Origin of the sequence: Bradyrhizobium sp. KBS0727 (assembly GCF_005937885.2) — a bacterium.
Taxonomy (GTDB): Bacteria; Pseudomonadota; Alphaproteobacteria; order Rhizobiales; family Xanthobacteraceae; genus Bradyrhizobium.
The window spans coordinates 710376-728003 of record NZ_CP042176.1 but is presented as its reverse complement, the minus strand read 5'-3'; the positions used below and the strand labels follow the sequence as shown (position 1 = coordinate 728003).

Below are 17628 nucleotides of genomic sequence, written 5' to 3'. Positions count from 1 at the left end.
ATATAAAGCCAGGAGAATTATCAGATGGCATCGACCATTCGCGTGCGCGCAACTTCGAACGGCGACATCACCGAGGTGCAGGCGCTGATCCAGCATCCGATGGATTCCGGCTTCGTCAAGGACGCCAAGGGCGAGATCATTCCGCCGCATTTCATCCAGCAGCTCACCTTCGAATATGACGGCAAGAACGTCTTCGCCGCCGACTGGGGCGGCGGCGTGTCCAAGGATCCTTACGTCAAGTTCGCCTTCAAGGGCGGCAAGAAGGGCGACGACCTCAAGATCAGCTGGGTCGACAACAAGGGCGCGACCGACACAACGACGGCGAAGATTCAATGAGGCTGCGATCCGCGATCCCATTTGCCTCGGCCGCACTGGCGCTCGCCGTGCTGGCGTTTGCTGCGCCGGCGCCTGCCGCCGACACCGTCGATCCGGTCAAGGATGCCACCGCGTTCAGGAAATTCTTCACCGACAAGTTTCCCAAGGTGAAGCTGGATGATTTCGTCAACGGTCCCTACTCGATGAACGAGGACCTGCACAGGCAATGGGAAGAGAAGGAACAGTTTCCGCCCTACGAGTTCTCGCTCGAAATGGGCAAGGAGATGTTCACGAAGCCGTTCAAGAACGGCAAGAGCTATCAGGATTGCTTCCCGAACAAGGGCATCGGCATCCGCCAGAACTATCCTTATTTCGACGAGAAGGAAGGCAAGGTCGTCACGCTGGAGCTGGCGCTGAACCGCTGCCGCGAGGCCAATGGCGAGCCGGCGTTCTCCTATGTGAAGGACGAAATGGCGGCGCTGACCGCCTACATGGCCTTCACCTCGCGCGGCAAGCCGATGGATATCAAGATCCCCAACGATCCGCGCGCGCTCGAAGCCTACGAGAAGGGCAAGGAATATTTCTACACCCGCCGCGGCCAGCTCAACTTCTCCTGCGCCACCTGCCACGTGCAGAGCCCGGGTGAGCGCATCCGCGCCGAAGTGCTGGCGCCCGCGCTCGGCATTCTCAACGCGATGCCGATCTATCGTTCGGAATGGAGCGGCATGGGCACCACCAGCCGGCGCTTCACCACCTGCAACAGCCAGATCCGCGGCGTGCCGCTCAGTCCGCAGGACGATGAGTATCGCAACGTCGAATACTATCTGTCCTATGTCAGCAACGGTTTGCCGATTTCAGGTCCGGGAGCGCGACCATGAACCTGCTGAAATCCGCTTTGATTTCCGTGTTGCTGCTGGCGGGCCCAGCTGCCGCGTTTGCGGCGAGCGAGGACGACTACAAGGCGGCCTACGCCGCGGCCGAAGCGGCGAACAAGGAAGCAGGCAGCCTGCGCAACCAGTGGACCACGACGGCGGCAACGCTGGCGGCGGCGAAAAAATCGGCCGAAGGCGGCGACTTCGACAAGGCCACCGCCTCGGCCAAGGAAGCCGAAGCCTTGGCAAAAGCTTCGATCTTCCAGGCCACCAGCGAGAAGACCCGCTGGAAAGACTTGGAAATACGCTGAGCGTTCCGCGGAGAGACGCATGACCATCCGCCGCCGGGATTTCCTGACGTTAGCGGGCGCCGCCGCGCTTGCCGGCAGCCTGCCGCGGCTCGCCCGCAGTGCCGACAACGCCTACGATCTCGACCGCTTCGGCAATGCGCGCATCCTGCACATGACGGACACGCATGCGCAGCTCAAGCCGGTCTATTTCCGCGAGCCGAGCGTCAATATCGGCATCGGCTCCATGCAGGGCAACCCGCCGCACCTGGTCGGCAAGGCCTTTCTCGATCGCTTCGGCATCCGCCCCGACAGCGCCGATGCCTACGCCTACACTTTTATCGAATTCGAGAAGGGCGCCGGACGGTTCGGCAAGCTCGGCGGCTTCGCGCATCTGAAGACACTGATCGACCGGTTGCGCAGCGATGTCGGCGCGGGGCGTTCGCTGCTGCTCGACGGCGGCGATCTCTGGCAAGGCACCGGGTTTGCCAATGCCATGCAGGGCGCCGACATGGTGGATGCCGCCAACCTGCTCGGCATCGAGGCGATGACCGGCCATTGGGAATTCACCTATGGCGAGCAGGCGCTGCGCGACAATCTCGCGCGCTTCAAGGGTGAATTCCTGGCGCAGAACGTCTTCCTCACCGAGGAAGCCGCCTTCAACGACGCCAAGGCGTTCGATCCGGCTTCCGGCCGCGTCTTCAAGCCTTCCGTCATCAAGGAGATCGGCGGCCATCGGGTGGCGGTGATCGGACAGGCGTTTCCCTATGTCCCGATCGCCCATCCCAAGCGTTTCACGCCCGACTGGAAGTTCGGCATCCGCGACGAGGAGCTGCAGAAGCTCGTCGATGGGCATCGCAACAACGACAAGGTCGATGCGGTGATCCTGCTGTCGCATAACGGCATGGACGTCGACCTCAAGCTCGCCAGCCGCGTCACCGGCATCGACGTCATCCTCGGCGGACACACCCATGACGCCGTGCCGCAGCCGATCACCGTGACCAATGCCGGCGGCGTCACGCTCGTCACCAATGCCGGATCGAACGGCAAATATCTCGCCGTGCTCGATCTCGATATCGCCAAGGGCAAGGTCGCCAATGTGCGCTACCGGCTGCTGCCGGTGTTCTCGGAACTGCTGAAGCCCGATCCGGCGATGCAGGCGCTGATCGACAAGGCCCGCGAACCGCACGCGGCGGCCTGGGGCGACAAGATCGCCGCCGCCGACCGCCTGCTCTACCGCCGCGGTAATTTCAGCGGCACCATGGACCAACTGATCTGCGACGCGCTGCGTGGCGAACTCAACGCCGAGATCGCGCTGTCGCCGGGTTTCCGCTGGGGCACGACGGTGCTGGCCGGCCAGCCGCTGACGATGGAAGACGTGCTGGCGCAGACCGCCACCACCTATCCCGAGACCTACGTCGTCAGCATGACCGGCGCCCAGATCAAGGACGTGCTCGAAGACGTCTGCGACAATCTGTTCAACCCCGATCCCTACTACCAGCAGGGCGGCGACATGGTCCGCGTCGGTGGCCTGTCCTATGCCTGCGCGCCTTCGGAGACCGTTGGCAAGCGGATTTCCGAACTGAAGCTCGACGGCGGCCGCACGCTGGAGGCCGGCAAGAATTACAAGGTGGCGGGATGGGCCTCGGTCAACGAGCAGAAGGGCGGGCCGGTCTGGGACGTGGTCGCCAACCATCTCAGATCGGGCAAGCCACCTAACCGGGACGCACCGGGTGTCACGCTGAAAGGCATCGACGGCAATCCGGGCATCGCGGCACATCAATGAAGAGATTTTCGACCATCCTTCGCGGGCTGGCCACGGCGCTGTTGATCGCAACATTCATGATGTCCGCGCACGCCCAGCAGACGCCGCTGCAGGACAAGCCGTTCGCCGAGCACAAGGTGGTGCTGCAGCTCTCGGACAATGACCCGAAGAAGCAGGGCATGGTGATCAGCGTCGCCAACAACCTGATGAAATTCTACGACCCCGACAAGGTGGCGGTCGAGATCGTGACGTTCGGCCCGGGCATCGAGCTGCTGCGTCCGGAAAATCCCAACCGCAAGCTGGTCGAAAGCCTGGTCGCGCAGGGCGCGCGGGTCGATATCTGCCTCAACACCGTCGACACGCTGGAGCGCGAAACCGGCAAGCGTCCGGACTACATCGCCGCCGCTACGCCGGTGCAAGTTGGCGTCGCCCAGATTCTGTTCCTGACCGAAAACGGCTATACGTTGGTCCGGCCTTAACCGTCATTGCGAGCGGAGCGAAGCAATGACGGGGATAGATGTTCGTTTCATCCCGGGGAGTTCGCAATGTTTCGTCGCCTGGTTACCGCCGCCCTTCTCTCGATCGCATTTGCCGCAGGCGCGCTGGCCGCCGATGCCAAGCCGCATCGCATCGCGATCCAGGTCGACCAGAACGACCCGCAGGTGATGAATCTCGCGCTGAACAACGCCACCAACGTCATCGAATATTACCGGGCCAAGAACGAGGACGTCGATATCGATATCGTCACCTACGGTCCCGGCCTGCACATGCTGCGATCCGATACGTCCCCGGTGCAGGACCGTATCAGGCGGCTGAAGGACATGGTGTTTCCGGGCAAGATCCAGTTTTCGGCCTGCAACAACACCAAGCAGGGCATGGAAAAGTCCGAAGGTCATGCGATTTCCATGATCCCCGAGGCCACCATCGTGCCCTCGGGCGTGGTCCGGCTGATGGAATTGCAGGAGCAGGGCTGGAGTTATGTCCGGCCCTGAGGAGCATCAGCTGCGTCCCTCATCCCCGCGCAACGGCTCCGCCGTTGAGGCGCTCGCGCAGGGCCTCGCAGGATGAACGGCTCCGCACATGGCGCTCGCCCTCGATGCGGTGCTCTGCACCCTCTCAGGGAGAAGGGATGGTTTGAATAAGTCGCCGCGATAGAATATCATGCTCCGGAACCAACATTCGGCAGCCGCCATGATCTTTCGCCAGCTCTTCGACAGCGTCTCGGGCACCTACAGCTATCTGCTCGCCAGCCGGCCCGGCGGCGAGGCGCTGATCCTCGATCCCGTGCTGGAAAAGGCTGATCGTTACTGCAAATTGCTCAGGGAGTTGGATCTGCGGCTGGTGAAGGCGGTCGATACCCACCTGCACGCCGATCACGTTACCGGCCTGGGCGAACTCCGCGACCGCACCCAGTGCATCACCATCATGGGCGAGCAGAGCAAGGCCGACGTGGTGTCGATGCGGGTCGCTGACGGCGACAAGGTGATGATCGAGGGCCTCAGCCTCGACGTCATGTACACGCCCGGCCACACCGACGATTCCTATAGTTACTTGATGGGCGACCGCGTCTTCACCGGCGATACGCTCTTGATCCGCGGCACCGGCCGCACCGACTTCCAGAACGGCTCTTCGCGCGCCCAGTATGAATCGATCTTCAACCGGCTCTTGAAGCTGCCGGAGGAAACCATGGTGTTCCCCGCCCATGACTACAAGGGCGATACGGTTTCCACCATCGGCGAGGAGAAGCGCTACAATCCACGGCTGCAGGTGCGCTCGGTCGACGAATATATCGAGCTGATGGCCAATCTGAAGCTGCCCAATCCCAAGATGATGGACGTGGCAGTGCCCGCCAACATGCATGTCGGCCTGCATCAGGAAGAGCTCGCCAAACAGGGGCTCGCGCTCTGCGCCCGCGACGCCATCGAGAGCCTGGGCCGGCCCGACATCCTCCTGGTCGACCTGCGCGAGAACAACGAACGCGCCAAGCACGGCATGATCCCGGGCGCGCTGCACGCCCCCTATCCGGCGATCGGCGAAAACCTGCAGCCGGGCGGCATGCTGCGCGAAGTCGCAGCTGCGACCGGACGCCGCGTGGTGTTCTTCTGTGCCTTCGGCGAACGCTCGGCGATGGCCGTTGCCGCCGCCAAGAGCGCCGGCTTGGCCAATACCGCCCATATCGAAGGCGGCATCGATGCCTGGAAGAAAGCCGGCGGCCCGGTGGTCCACGGCTAGAGCGTTTTCGAGCGAAATGGGAACCGGTTCGCGTCAAGAAAACGCGTCAAATCAAAAATCTGGAGCCCCGTTCCGATTCCATCGGAACGGAAAAGGCTCTAGTTGAGACGGTGGCCGGCGCCCGGAAGGGCCGCCGCTTCACCATGAGGGCCAAATCCGCGCGAAAACGCGGCTTTTGGTGCCCAAAATATCGCCCTCTGGCCGGCGATCCGTGGTAACACCCGGACAGATCGTTCGACGATATCGGTCGTGATTTCAGAGGTATAAGATGAACGATGAGCCCAAGAGCCCCGCCGAAATGAAGGAAATTCGGCTCCACCGCAAGCGCAGCCAGGAAGTAGAAGGCATCAAGGCGATGGCCGAAATCGCGGCGGCCGACATCGCGATCCGGAAGCGGACCGAACAGTTGCGCGCGCTGCGTCTGGCCAAGGAAGCTGCCGATCTCGCAAACCCGCCTGAGCCGAAGGTCAAGGCCAAGCGCGTGACAAAAGCCAAAATCGCGAAAAAAGGCTGAGCATCATGACCAAGGAAGATCGTGATCGCGCCCAGGCGCGCATGGACAAGCAAACCAGGGCCGCCCAGGACGCAAGATCAGGGAAGGCCGACCGCGACGCGGCCAACAAGGCCGTGCTGGACAACATGGCGAAGCTGAAGGCGTTGCGGCTGGCGCGCGAAGCGGCTGCGCCTCCGCGCGTCGCCGCGGCGAAGAAGGCGGCCCCGAAAAAGAAGAAAGCGGACGAGCCGGCCCCGGCCCTGTCGGATTGGCTGGCAAGCCAGCAAAGCGGCGGCCGGCGCACCTAGCGCCTGACCGGTTCAGATTGAATCAGAACCGGGCTCTCCTCTTTTTGTTTTGACGCCACCCCGGATCAAGTCCGGGACAGGCTTTCGCTCGAAACCGCGATGGAGCAGGTCGAGGCTGGAGGCTGACGTTTACGCCGGCGGCCAGTTGATCATCGACCGCGTCTTGGTCTCGGCGTCGTAGACCTGCACCTGCAGCATCTGGAACTTGTTCTTCAAGGCCATGCCCGCCTCTTCGGCGGCTTCGACCGTGTCGTGGTGCGACTTGAAATGACCGTCCACCACCAGCGAATAGCCGCTGACCGGCGCTTTGTCGGCGCGGATAATTTTGCGCGATTGCGGTTCTTCCGCCTCGATGCGGGGTTTCTTCATGCTGGCTCCGTGAAAAACGCCCTTGGGGCTCTAACGCCGCAAAAAGGGCAGGAAAATCCTTCTGACCGGCGCTAGGATGAACATCAAGGTCGGTCAGATTGTAGTTATGCCGTTACTCTGAATCGACCCGCAGGGCAAACGCCGATTGATGCGGCAAAAAGGAATTATATGGGCGGAACCGGCAAGAGCAACGAACCTCCGAAGAAAATCGACGATAAACCGAAAAAGCCGCCGCGGATTCCCGTCGAGGACGACGATTACGAGGACGGCGACATCGCCACGCCGAAACGTGACCGCTCAGGCAACGACGACGAGCCGTTGTGAGGAGGTTGTCATCGCCCGCGAAGAAGGCGGGCGATCCAGTACGCCGTGACTTTTCCGTCGAATGCTGACGCCGCCGGTCAAGCCGGGCGATGACGAGTTGTGATTACCCAAACCCCTCACCCTCGATCACTCGGATGCTCCCGAGATCGAGCAGATGCGCGCCAAAGCCGCCGCGCGCGAGTTTGATCGCGAAGGCCGGCGAGGCCAGCAGAAATCCCACCGTCATCGCCAGTGGCACGGCGCTGATCCAGTCCAGTCCGACGGGCGTGAGTTCTTCGCTGCTGCCGGCATAGGGTCCGCTCACTGCGGCAAGTTGGGCGCATTCCCTGACGATGTCGCGCCGCGTTCCGCCGCGCGATGCGGATCCCAACAGCGCCTGCATCGCCAGATGCGTCAGCACGCCCTCGCGGCTTTCCGGCAGCGGTGCCGGCGTCTCGCCGAGTGAAAGACGGAGCAACGGACCGACCAGATCGACGCCTGCGCGATAGGCGTTCATGGGTTCGACCAGCCGCGGATTGCAGTCGATCAATAGCGCCGTCGCATCGTCATGCGGCATGATGTAATCGACCGACAGCGCACCGTGCCAATCGAGCGCCTGCCCGATCGCTGCGACATCACCGCGCAGCTGTGGCCGGCGCACGCTCTGCTTGATCGCCTCGCCGCCGCCGACGCCGGGCGCAACCTGCCGGTAGGCATGAAAGCCGAGCATCCGGCCGCGGCAAAACACCGACTGCGCCTTCTCGGGGGTACCCGCGACGAGGTCCTGCACCAGCACCTCATCCGCGAAGGCATCGCTTGCCGCGAGATCACGCAGCGCGTCTTCGAGATCGCCCGCATGGCGCACGAACCAGATGCCGCGGCTCGCGGTGCCGACCGAGGTTTTCACCACTGCCGGAAAGCGGATGGCCTCGCGCAGCGCCTGCACGGAGGCGACGATCCGCGTCGGTGGCTGCGGCAGCGCGAGTCGATCGAGTAGCCGGCTGAAGCCTGCCTTGCTGTGCGCCGTGCGGTAGCTGTCGAAGCCCGGCAGCGCCAGACCGATGCGCCCCTCCAGGCGCCGCCGTACCCGCGCGAACAGAAATCCCTGCTCATGCGTCGGCAGCAGCACATCGAAGCGGCCGGTCTCGATCAGCCGTTCGACAAAGGCGAGATATCCGGCAGGATCCGTCCGCAGCCCCGGGCAGCGGTGAAATCTCCGCACCCAGCGCGAGAACCGCGCCAGGCACCACGGCGAGGGATCGCAGACCTCGACGTGATGGCCCGACAGACCCAGAATCGTGATGGCCTCGCGGGCCGAGGTACTGGAACCCTCGGAGACGAGCACGCGGAGCGGTTTGATGGCATCAGGCATGCCGGATCATGGCCGCACCGGCCCGTCATTGTCTTCAGCTTTAATGACGCATTGCGCGCGTCCGGGACGGCGCCGGGGCAGCCATGCAGCGGCATTCATGGACAAATAACGACCAGCCTATAGTTTCACCGCGCCTTGATTCCAGTGCCTTGCCGGGCCGTAAGCGATACGGGGTTCTGAGCTGACATGGTCGATATTCTCGCCGCACCGCAACAATCAAAAGCGGACACCTCGCTGCGCACGCTGACGGCGATTTCGGTGGCGCATTGGGTCAGCCATTTCCATTTGTTCGTGCTGCCGATGCTGTTTCCGTACCTGAAGGCGCAACTCGGCGTCGGCTATATCGAACTCGGCTTCGCGCTGACCGTGTTCGGTGTCGTCTCGGGCCTGACCCAGGCGCCGATCGGCTACCTCGCCGACCATATCGGCGCCCGCAAGGTGCTGCTGGCCGGCCTCACCGTCGGCGGTCTCGCACTGATCCTGCTCGGCATGCACCTGAGCTACACGTCGCTGATTCTTTGCGCCGCGTTGCTCGGCCTCGCCAACAGCGTCTATCACCCCGCCGACTATGCGATTCTGTCGGCGCATATGGACGTCAGGCGGATGGGCCGTGCGTTTTCGATTCACACCTTTGCAGGCTTCGTCGGCGGCGCAGTCGCGCCCGCCATCATGGCAGCCCTGGTGGCAACGGTCGGCGGCCTCGGCGCCCTGATCGTGGCAGGTGCGGTGGGGCCGGCGGTGGCGCTGCTGTTGATTGCCGTCGGTATTCCCGACGCCAGTTCGGCCGATCGCAAGGGCGACGATTTGGCGGCGCCGAAGCAAAGCATCCTGACGCCTGCGATCATCGTGCTGACGATCTTCTTCATGCTGCTCGGCCTGTCGAATGCCGGCATCAGCAATTTCGGCGTCGTCGCGCTGATGAGCGGCTACGGCGTAACATTTTCGGCCGCCAATATCGCGCTGACGGCCTTTCTCGGCGCCAGCGCGATAGGTGTGCTGGCCGGCGGTTATCTGGCCGACCGCACCCGCCGCCACGGCAGCGTGGCCGCGGCCTGCTTCGGCATCAATGCCGTCATCATCACCGTCATCGCAACGGTCAATCTGCCGACAGCGGTGCTGACCGCGGCGCTGGGACTGGCAGGCTTCCTCGGCGGCGTCATCGCGCCGTCGCGCGACATGCTGGTCCGTAACGCCGCGCCCGCCGGCGCCGCCGGCCGCGCCTTCGGCATCGTCTCCACCGGATTCAATTTCAGCGGCATCTTGAGCCCGCTGCTGTACGGCTGGATCATGGACCAGAACATGCCGCATTGGGTGTTCGGCGCCTCCGTCGGCTTCATGGTGCTGACGGTCGTGCTGGCAATGGTCACCGACCGCAAGCCGGCGAAAACCGCCTAAGGCGTCGATCTCGCCGGACTCCACTATTCGATCTTGGCGATCCCGGCCTTGGTAATGATGTCCCGATATTTCGCCACCTCGTCCGCCAGGAATGTCCTGGCGTTGTCGAGCCCGAGCCCGATCGGTACGGCGCCGATCTCTTCGAATCTGACAAGTACCGTGGGATCTTTCAGCGCTTCGTTCAGTGCAGCGTTCAATCGTTCCAGGATGTCCTTCGGCACGCCGGCGGGCGCGCCCAAGCCGAACCAGCCGTCGAACGTATATTGCGACAAGCCGGCTTGCGCCGTTGTCACCGTATTTGGCAGCACCGACAGCCGAGCGTCTCCCGCGACGGCGAGCGCGACTGCTCCGTTGGCTGCCAGCGGCCCTGACACGTTCGGATACCAGGCAAAGCCGAGTTGCACCGTCCCGGCCATCAAGTCCGGTCCGAATTGTGCGATGTTGCGATAGGGGACGTGGGTGAGTTTCACGTCGGCGATCTGGGCGAAATATTCCCCGGCCAAATGCTGTGAAGAGCCGATACCAACCGAACCGTAATTCAACGCGCCCGGCTCTTTTTTCGCACGCTCGATGAGCTCCTTGATCGTGGTGACGCCAAGCTTCTTGCTCGCCGCAACCACGATGGTGAAGCTGGCGAACGGCGAGATCAGGACGAGTTTTTGCGGATCGTAGCCAAGCTCTTTGTAGAGCGTCAGATTGGCGGCCAGCGGGCCCGAAGCCGCGCCGACCAGCGTATACCCGTCGGGAGTAGCCTTGGCCGCCATCGCGGTGCCGAGATTTCCACCGGCGCCCGGCTTGTTTTCCACCACAATCGGTTGCCCGAGCAGGGTCGCCATCTTGTTGAAAAGGACCCGGCTGACCACGTCGCTGGCACTGCCGCCAGCAAACGGCATGATCACCGTGATAGGCCGACTGGGAAAGCTTTGCGCACTTGCGGCATCGGAGACCAAAGCGGTCGCAGCCCATAACGCAATCGCCCACGATTTGCTGAATTTCATGTCCCTACCCGAATATGAACCCGCGTCGTTGCGCGATGGCCGCAATATTGTTCGGAGCTCGATCAGACGCTTTTGCGCAATTCGATTTCGGCGTCGTAACCGTAAAGCCGCTCCTGTTCCGGCGGAAACGTCGCCGTCTCGGGGACCCGGTTCGTACGCATGCGATCGTTGCGCGCCCTGATCGCCGCGGCGTCGTTCATCTGATATAGTTGCTCCTCGCGCCGGGCGAGGCCTTGCATCCATGCGGTGCGCGGCTGCCGCATTCTGACGAAGCGCGCGAGCGCATCGAGTGGCCGGTCCTGGGCTTCGGCGATGCAGCCGGCCAACACGTAGGCGTCTTCGATACTTTGAGCGCCGCCCTGAGCGTAAAACGGCATCATCGGATGTGCGGCGTCGCCCATGAGCACGACACGACCGACCTGCCAGTCTGGCAGAGGTTCGCGGTCGTATAGAGCCTGGCGCAGGATTTTCGGCGTCTCCGCGATGATCTTTCGAATGGTCGAATGCCAGCCGTCATATTCGGCCAACGCATCCTCAGTCCTGCCTTCCGCCAGCCAGGATTCCTGCGCGGGCTGCGATGAGCGGCTTATCCCGATCCAGTTGAAGGTCTTGCCGGCGGAGACATAGTACTGGACGATGCTGCGGTTCGGCCCCATCCAGACGCCGACAACACTACCAAGATCGAGATGCGCTACGCGTTCGGCAGGAACCAGGCCGCGCCACGCAACGTTGCCCGTGTAGCGCGGCAGTTCCTTGCCGAACAATTGCGCACGCACGGTCGAGTGAATTCCGTCGGCGCCGATAAGAATATCGCCTTGCGCAATCGACCCATCGGCGAACGTGAGCGAGACACCGCTTTGATCCTGATCGACGCGCTCGACACGCGAGCCGAGCCGGAACCCGTGCTCGCCGAGTCCGCTCAACAGCACGTCGAGCAGTTCGGCCCGGTGGGCGGCATAGTACGGCGAGCCAAAATGCGCCTCTGCTTTCTGCCCGAGTGGCGTGTAATAGAGCCGCTCGCCAGTGTCCCAGCCGCGATAATCGCGGCCGTCTGGATAGGTAGCTACGCGCTTGAGCGCCTCACCAAGCCCAAGCTTGAGCAAGATACGTGCAGCGTTCGAAGAGACCTGGAGGCCAGCGCCGACCTGTCCGAACGCAGCCGCCTGTTCGAACAGTTGGACCTCGATACCGCGTTGTCGTAGCGCCAACATTGCGGTGATGCCGCCGATACCGCCGCCGACGATGAGAACTTTCAAACGGGCCATTGACGCGTCCTCCCGACGGCTTCCAAAGTTTTCTGAGCAGCATTGTGCCTTTTTTTCGTTGTCCGGCAATCGAAGCCTTAATCAACTTCCGGCCCATAGCCGATATGCCAGCCTGTCCGATTGATGTCTGGTTCTTGGGGGACAGCGCCGACGTGCGGCCAGAATGTCCGAATGCCGCCTAACGCATCCCAGAACCTCATCCCGGCCGGTTGACAGCCTGCCGGGACGTCCGATGATGCGGCAACAAAACAGATTCGGGATGGAAAGCCATGACCTCGACCCCTGACCTCGTGATCCGTGGCGGCAATATTGCCGATGGCAAGGGTGGTGAACTGTTCGAGGCCGATGTCGCCATTTCAGGCGGTCGCATCACCGAGGTCGGCAAGGTCGCCGCCAAGGGCAAGGAAGAGATCGACGCCAGGGGCAAACTGGTCACGCCTGGCTTTGTCGACGTTCACACCCATTATGACGGCCAGGTCGCCTGGAGCCAGGACATCACGCCGTCGTCGCAGAACGGCGTCACCACAGCGATCATGGGCAATTGCGGCGTCGGCTTCGCGCCGTGCCGGCCGGCCGATCATGTCCGGCTGATCCAGTTGATGGAAGGCGTCGAGGATATTCCAGAGCCGGTGTTGAGCGCCGGCATTCCCTGGGCCTGGGAAAGTTTCCCGGATTACATGGAGTGGCTGTCGAAGCGCAATTTCGACATCGACGTCGGCGCGCAATTGCCGCACGCGGCGTTGCGCGTCTACGTGATGGGCGAGCGCGGCGCGCGCCGCGATCCCTCCACGCCCGAGGACAACAAAGCGATGGCGGCACTGGCGGGTGACGCGGTACGGGCCGGCGCGCTCGGCTTTTCGACCTCGCGCACCCTCAACCACCGCACCTCGACCGGCGACTTCACGCCGACGCTGAAGGCCGGCGAGGACGAACTGACCGCGATTGCAGCGGCGATGCATGCCGAGGGCCGCAGCGTGCTGCAGTTCGTGCTCGATCTCTCCACCATCAACGAAGACCTGCCGATGATGCTGCGGGTGGCCGAGAATACCAGGATCCCGGTGACGTTCTCGATCACGCAGAACGACAAGGAGCCGCAGCGCTGGCGCAAGACGCTCGACATCATCCACGCCGCTTCCGCGCGCGGTCTCAATATCACCGCGCAGATCCCCGCCCGCCCGGTCGGGCTGATGCTCGGGCTGGAATTGTCGCGCAACCCGTTCCAGACCCATCCGAGCTACAAGGCGATCGCCCACCTGCCGCTGGCGGAGCGGCTGAAGCGCCTGCACCAGCCCGAGATGCGCAAGGCGATCCTGAGCGAGCACGCCACCGCGACCGACGATCCGCTGTTCTTCCGGCCGAACTACGACAAGATGTATCTGCTCGGCAATCCGCCGGACTACGAACAGCCGCCGGAAAATACGCTGGGCGCGCAGGCCCGCCGCCAGGGCCGGCAGCCGGAAGAACTCGCCTATGAGGCGATGCTGACCGAGGAAGGCCGCGGCATGCTCTATGTGCCGTTCCTGAATTACTCCGACGGCAATCTCGACGCGACCCGCGAGATGCTGCGCGATCCCAATTCGGTTCCGGGACTGAGCGACGGCGGCGCGCATTGCGGCATCATTTGCGACGCCAGCTTCCCGACCTATCTCTTGACGCACTGGACCCGCGACCGCACCCGCGGCGAAAAGCTGTCGATCCCGTTCGTGGTCGCGGCGCAGGCGCGCAAGACCGCGCTGTCGGTCGGCCTTTACGATCGCGGCGTGATCGCGCCGGGCTTCAAGGCCGACGTCAACGTAATCGATTACGACCGGCTGCATCTGCATCCGCCGAAGGTGCATTACGACTTGCCCGTCGGCGGCCGCCGCCTGCTGCAGCAGGTCGACGGCTACGACGCCACCATCGTCTCAGGCGTGGTGACGCAGCGTGGCGGCAATGCCACCGGCGCCCGCCCCGGCAAACTGGTGCGCGGCGCGCAGGGTGACGCACGCCAGTTCGGCGCGGCGGCGGGTTAGTAAACGCACCAAGTCGTCGTCCCGGCCAAGCGAAGCGCGAGCTCAGATGTGCAATTGCACATCGGGGGACCCATACGCCGCGGCCCATCGTTTAAAGCAAGTTGGTCGACACCCCAGAGCATGATGGCTTGGAGTTGAATCGGGCTCGCCGTGAGCACAGCACAGCACAGCACAGCACAGCACAGCACAGCACAGCACAGCACAGCACAGCCGGAAGGTTCGGGGGGGGGGGTCCAGACACAAAATCGCGAAAACAACCCCATGCAAAGTAGAATGGACCCCGGCTCGCCTGTGTTGCGTCGACCGGTTGAGCCGGCCGCGCGCCCGCGCTTGCGAATTCGCTCCTGCAATCGAAAGACTTCGCCAACAACGTATTAACAGGTTGTTCGGATGGTCAGATTCCATCGCCGGTTCGGCGAAAAATCGAGCAACCATTTCGATTTTGTTTGCGTCATTACGCCGCAGCGCTCGTCACAAGTCCATACATATGTCGTGCGTCGATTAACATTCTTGGCACACCGTGGGTGTATAGGAGCTTGATACAACCAGAGCAGGCTTGGCCAATGAACTTCCTGATGCGTGTAGCTTTCGTCTTGGGTGGCATTTTCGTCGGCATCAACCTCATCAACTATTATGTTCTTGGCAATAGCGGAGACTACCTGCCCAGCGGTCCACGGATGGGCGAATGGAAGGAGGCACAGGTCCGCGAAAAGTGTTATCCCGCGCTGGAAAGCCCGGAGCGCGACGACATGCTGCCGAAGCTGACGACGGACAAACATCGCATCGACTGGCGAGAACTCACCAAGGCAAGAGAGATGACGGCGGCGCTGAACTGCTATCTCGTCACCGAACCGAATGCCGTTTGCGAGCGGAACAACCGCGCCTACATCGTCGACTACATCGGCCGCTATTTCCTGCAGTTCGATGAAATGATGAATACCGCCAAGCGATATGGCGAATCCGAGATGGCCACGGTGAGAAGCCTTTGGGACAGCCCTCGCAACCGAGCGATCAATTCCGCTCTGATGCAGAACGCCAGCAACGGTCGCCTGATCAACGCCGATTTCGGCTGGACGGTCCCGGCGGCAATGAAGCCGATGCTCGAGCGCTACAACGGCGCGCCGGATAACTGTTCCAAGGCTTAGGTCATGGGAGTCTGAAATTGCTTCGCCAGATTGTCACCCTCATATTCGCCTTCGCCGGCGGCTTTCTCGCTGTCGGCGCATGGGTTTGGGGCCCGAAGATATCGAATGCGATGTCGGACTTCGTCTCGACGGGGCCGAGTGTATCGCTGTTCGCCGACTCCAGCCGTCTCGGCCGACCGGAGGTCGCGCCGGTCGTACGGACCTGCATTTTTCGCGTCGTGGACGTCGGCTCGGAAGTAAACAAGATCGAGCCGAGCGCCGGATATTTCATCCTGAAGGCCGGCACCATGCAGTCGAACATTTCCGTTCTTGCCGGCAAGCAGGAGGATCCGAGATCGGAATTCCGCACGGTTTCAGTGGCCCTAAAATGGGGAGAGTTGGCAGAATGCATCTACGAGCAGGACGATCGCGAGCTTTGCGATCCCGATAATCGCGCGGCGATGGTGGAGGCCACCACGAAGTTCTTTGCTTCCGCAAAGCAGATCGACACGTCCAAGTCTGGAATCCCGGCCAGTGCGGCACGCACCTTGGAGAACTTGAGCGACAAGCTGCTCAACGCACTCAAGAACCACCGACATTATGGCACGCTTGTCGCCGCCGATTTCAGCAGTTTTGCGGCGCCCGAGATATTGCGAGTGATGAACCAAGAGAAACAGAATCGCGATATCTGCAAGCGATGATGCCCGAAAAGTTGGTGTGCCCTTGCCATGTCTGCTGATGGCGGCACTTTTCGGACCTGAGGCGATGTCGGGTTTGAGTCTGCAATTCGCCGGATAGCAGACATGGGTCGAGCCGCGCTCACGAACCTCGATTTATGAGTCACGCCCTGGTTGAGCATCGGCATCGGTGGCTATGGATCCCCGCTCCCGTGCGCAATTGCGCCGCTTCCTTCCGCACCGCTACGCCGGTCGAAGCATCGAGGTCCGCACGGGTCTGGCCGCCGGCAAAGTCGACGCCGACCGGCTCCTAGTCGAGGCCGGCGCAGTTCAGGTAGAGCGCCAGCCTGTAGGAATTGCCTGACGCGCCGATGCAATGCAGCTTGTAGCGGGCCACTCCCTTACGCGAACTTGGCCTGGGCCGCTTCCTGCCCTGCCGCCAGCCTGGCGCGTTCGGTGTTGGGCCAGAGCAGCAACAGCCCGAGCAAGCCCGACACCACCAGCACCACGGCATTGATGGTGAAGCCGGTCATGTAGCCGTCGAGCGGCACCGCTGCGTTCTGGATCACGGCGCCCATCACCGACGGGGCGATCATGCCGGCCAGCGTGTAGATCGCGCCATAGATCGCGATCACGGCGCCGCGCTGCTGCACCGGCGCGAATTCGCCGAGCATCGGCGGGCACACCACATAGATCGATCCGCACAAACCGGAGCCGACCACCAGCAGCGCGATCATCAATCCGCCGGGCGCCACGTGCGGCAGCACGGCGAGGATCAGGCCGCCGACGATCAGCGGCGCCGAACCTAAGACGCCGCGCGCACCGCGCGTCGTGTAACCGCGCGTCAGCATCACCTGCGAAATCCAGCCCGTCAGCAGCACGATGGTGGCGCCGAACACCCAGGGCAGCACCGAAATCCAGCCGGCGTCCTTTTGCGAGAAGCCCAGGCCCTTGACGATGAACGGCGTGAACCAGGTGAGGCCGAGCGACAGCGCCCAATAGGCGCCGAAGGTCGCGGCACAGCAGCCGAGAAACGTCCGCGAGGTCAGGAGCTGGAAATAAGGAATCCGGGACTCGGCCGCGACCATCGCGGCGGTCTGCACCAGCGGCCCTTCCTTGCCCATCACCAGCCATGCCAGCGTCCACATCAGTCCGACCACGCCGAGCGCGCCGAAGGCGTAGTGCCAGCTATGATTGACGATGATCCAGTTCAGCGCCGGCACCGCCAGGATCACGCCGAAGGCCGAGCCCTGCGACAGGATGGCGGTGGGCAGCGTCCGCTTCTCGTCGGGAAACCATTTGTAGATCGCATGCGCCGCCACCGAAAACGCCGGACCCTCGCCGGCGCCGAGAATGATGCGGCAGATCAACAGCGTGGAGAAGCTGACGGTGCCGACCATCGGAAACTGCGCCAGCGACCAGATCACCGCCATCGCCAGCAGCACCCAGCGGGTGGCGACGCGATTGACGATGAAGCCGACGACGATGGCCGAGATCGAGAACAGGAAGAAGAACGAGGAGCCGAGCAGGCCGAACTGCTCCGGCTGCAGCTTCAACTCGTCCATGATCGGCGCGCCGCCGAGACCGACCACGATCTTGTCGGCGAAGTTCACCAGCATGAACAGGAACAGCAGGAATGTGATTTTCCAGGCGCCCTTGGGCGTTTCCTTGGGCGTCGGTTGCGTGATCATGACTGGTCTCTCCCCGTTGTAACTTTGTATCTTTGCTCTTGATCGTGCCCGGTTGAACCGGACTTGTCCGATGCTAGCCACGGCTTTCCCGGCAACGCAACTGCGGATTTTGGTAAGGTTGCGTGCAGTGCAACTGCAAGCCGCCCGTAA

At 62.7% G+C, this 17628-nt stretch carries 19 protein-coding genes; 14 read left to right on the top strand and 5 right to left on the bottom strand.

All coding sequences use genetic code 11. The features are described 5' to 3' along the window. Positions 1-24: 24 nt before the first annotated feature. The 9 genes from soxZ (at position 25) to FFI89_RS03330 (ending at position 6272) form a co-directional block, all read left to right on the top strand. The gene (soxZ, locus tag FFI89_RS03370; protein ID WP_138832889.1) at positions 25-336 is read left to right on the top strand and encodes a thiosulfate oxidation carrier complex protein SoxZ; all 312 of its coding nucleotides are present in this window, start codon (positions 25-27) and stop codon (positions 334-336) included. Continuing rightward, entirely contained in the window at positions 333-1193 is an 861-nt protein-coding gene (gene soxA / locus FFI89_RS03365; protein ID WP_138832887.1) for a sulfur oxidation c-type cytochrome SoxA, read from the top strand. Before soxZ ends, soxA begins: the two co-directional genes overlap by 4 nt. Next, positions 1190-1498 carry a hypothetical protein gene (locus FFI89_RS03360; protein ID WP_371722464.1) on the top strand — a complete coding sequence of 103 codons (309 nt, stop codon included), beginning with the start codon at positions 1190-1192 and terminating at the stop codon, positions 1496-1498. Before soxA ends, FFI89_RS03360 begins: the two co-directional genes overlap by 4 nt. A 19-nt stretch (positions 1499-1517) precedes the next feature. After that, the gene (soxB, locus tag FFI89_RS03355; protein WP_138832885.1) at positions 1518-3260 is read left to right on the top strand and encodes a thiosulfohydrolase SoxB; all 1743 of its coding nucleotides are present in this window, start codon (positions 1518-1520) and stop codon (positions 3258-3260) included. A gap of 56 nt (positions 3261-3316) precedes the next feature. Further along, positions 3317-3718 (top strand): hypothetical protein, encoded by a 402-nt coding sequence (locus FFI89_RS03350; RefSeq protein ID WP_371722549.1) that lies wholly within the window; start codon positions 3317-3319, stop codon positions 3716-3718. A 66-nt stretch (positions 3719-3784) separates the two neighbouring features. Continuing rightward, entirely contained in the window at positions 3785-4231 is a 447-nt protein-coding gene (locus FFI89_RS03345; protein ID WP_138832881.1) for a DsrE family protein, read from the top strand. Between the two features lie 199 nt (positions 4232-4430). After that, positions 4431-5471, top strand: coding sequence for an MBL fold metallo-hydrolase (locus FFI89_RS03340; RefSeq protein WP_138836059.1), 1041 nt, complete (start codon positions 4431-4433; stop codon positions 5469-5471). 268 nt (positions 5472-5739) lie between these two features. Beyond that, the gene (locus tag FFI89_RS03335) at positions 5740-5985 is read left to right on the top strand and encodes a transcriptional regulator (protein ID WP_138832880.1); all 246 of its coding nucleotides are present in this window, start codon (positions 5740-5742) and stop codon (positions 5983-5985) included. Positions 5986-5990: 5 nt separating this feature from the next. After that, positions 5991-6272, top strand: coding sequence for a hypothetical protein (locus tag FFI89_RS03330; protein ID WP_246669355.1), 282 nt, complete (start codon positions 5991-5993; stop codon positions 6270-6272). 129 nt (positions 6273-6401) lie between these two features. Here the strand turns inward: FFI89_RS03330 and FFI89_RS03325 are convergent, their stop codons facing one another. Continuing rightward, positions 6402-6641 carry a hypothetical protein gene (locus FFI89_RS03325; RefSeq protein ID WP_138832878.1) on the bottom strand — a complete coding sequence of 80 codons (240 nt, stop codon included), beginning with the start codon at positions 6639-6641 and terminating at the stop codon, positions 6402-6404. 168 nt (positions 6642-6809) lie between these two features. On the opposite strand from FFI89_RS03325, the gene FFI89_RS34220 reads away from it, so the two are divergent. Further along, entirely contained in the window at positions 6810-6965 is a 156-nt protein-coding gene (locus FFI89_RS34220) for a hypothetical protein (protein ID WP_168212766.1), read from the top strand. A 103-nt stretch (positions 6966-7068) separates the two neighbouring features. On the opposite strand, the gene FFI89_RS03320 is transcribed toward FFI89_RS34220, so the two are convergent. Then, positions 7069-8316: a hypothetical protein gene (locus tag FFI89_RS03320; RefSeq protein WP_138832876.1), complete on the bottom strand. Its 1248-nt coding sequence runs from the start codon at positions 8314-8316 to the stop codon at positions 7069-7071. A 186-nt stretch (positions 8317-8502) separates the two neighbouring features. Between FFI89_RS03320 and FFI89_RS03315 the strand changes: the two genes are divergently transcribed. Continuing rightward, positions 8503-9711, top strand: a complete 1209-nt coding sequence (locus FFI89_RS03315) for an MFS transporter (RefSeq protein WP_138832874.1) — start codon at positions 8503-8505, stop codon at positions 9709-9711. Positions 9712-9734: 23 nt separating this feature from the next. Here the strand turns inward: FFI89_RS03315 and FFI89_RS03310 are convergent, their stop codons facing one another. After that, entirely contained in the window at positions 9735-10709 is a 975-nt protein-coding gene (locus FFI89_RS03310; protein ID WP_138832872.1) for a tripartite tricarboxylate transporter substrate binding protein, read from the bottom strand. Positions 10710-10771: 62 nt separating this feature from the next. Next, the gene (locus tag FFI89_RS03305; protein ID WP_138832870.1) at positions 10772-12043 is read right to left on the bottom strand and encodes an FAD-dependent monooxygenase; all 1272 of its coding nucleotides are present in this window, start codon (positions 12041-12043) and stop codon (positions 10772-10774) included. A 200-nt stretch (positions 12044-12243) separates the two neighbouring features. On the opposite strand from FFI89_RS03305, the gene FFI89_RS03300 reads away from it, so the two are divergent. The 3 genes from FFI89_RS03300 (at position 12244) to FFI89_RS03290 (ending at position 15811) form a co-directional block, all read left to right on the top strand. Beyond that, entirely contained in the window at positions 12244-13986 is a 1743-nt protein-coding gene (locus FFI89_RS03300) for an amidohydrolase family protein (protein ID WP_138832868.1), read from the top strand. Positions 13987-14549: 563 nt separating this feature from the next. Next, complete coding sequence (locus FFI89_RS03295) at positions 14550-15131, top strand: hypothetical protein (protein ID WP_138832866.1); 582 nt, start codon at positions 14550-14552, stop codon at positions 15129-15131. A 110-nt stretch (positions 15132-15241) separates the two neighbouring features. Continuing rightward, entirely contained in the window at positions 15242-15811 is a 570-nt protein-coding gene (locus FFI89_RS03290) for a hypothetical protein (protein ID WP_138832864.1), read from the top strand. A 377-nt stretch (positions 15812-16188) separates the two neighbouring features. On the opposite strand, the gene FFI89_RS03285 is transcribed toward FFI89_RS03290, so the two are convergent. Next, positions 16189-17478 carry an MFS transporter gene (locus FFI89_RS03285; RefSeq protein ID WP_138832862.1) on the bottom strand — a complete coding sequence of 430 codons (1290 nt, stop codon included), beginning with the start codon at positions 17476-17478 and terminating at the stop codon, positions 16189-16191. Between the last annotated feature and the right edge of the window lie 150 nt (positions 17479-17628).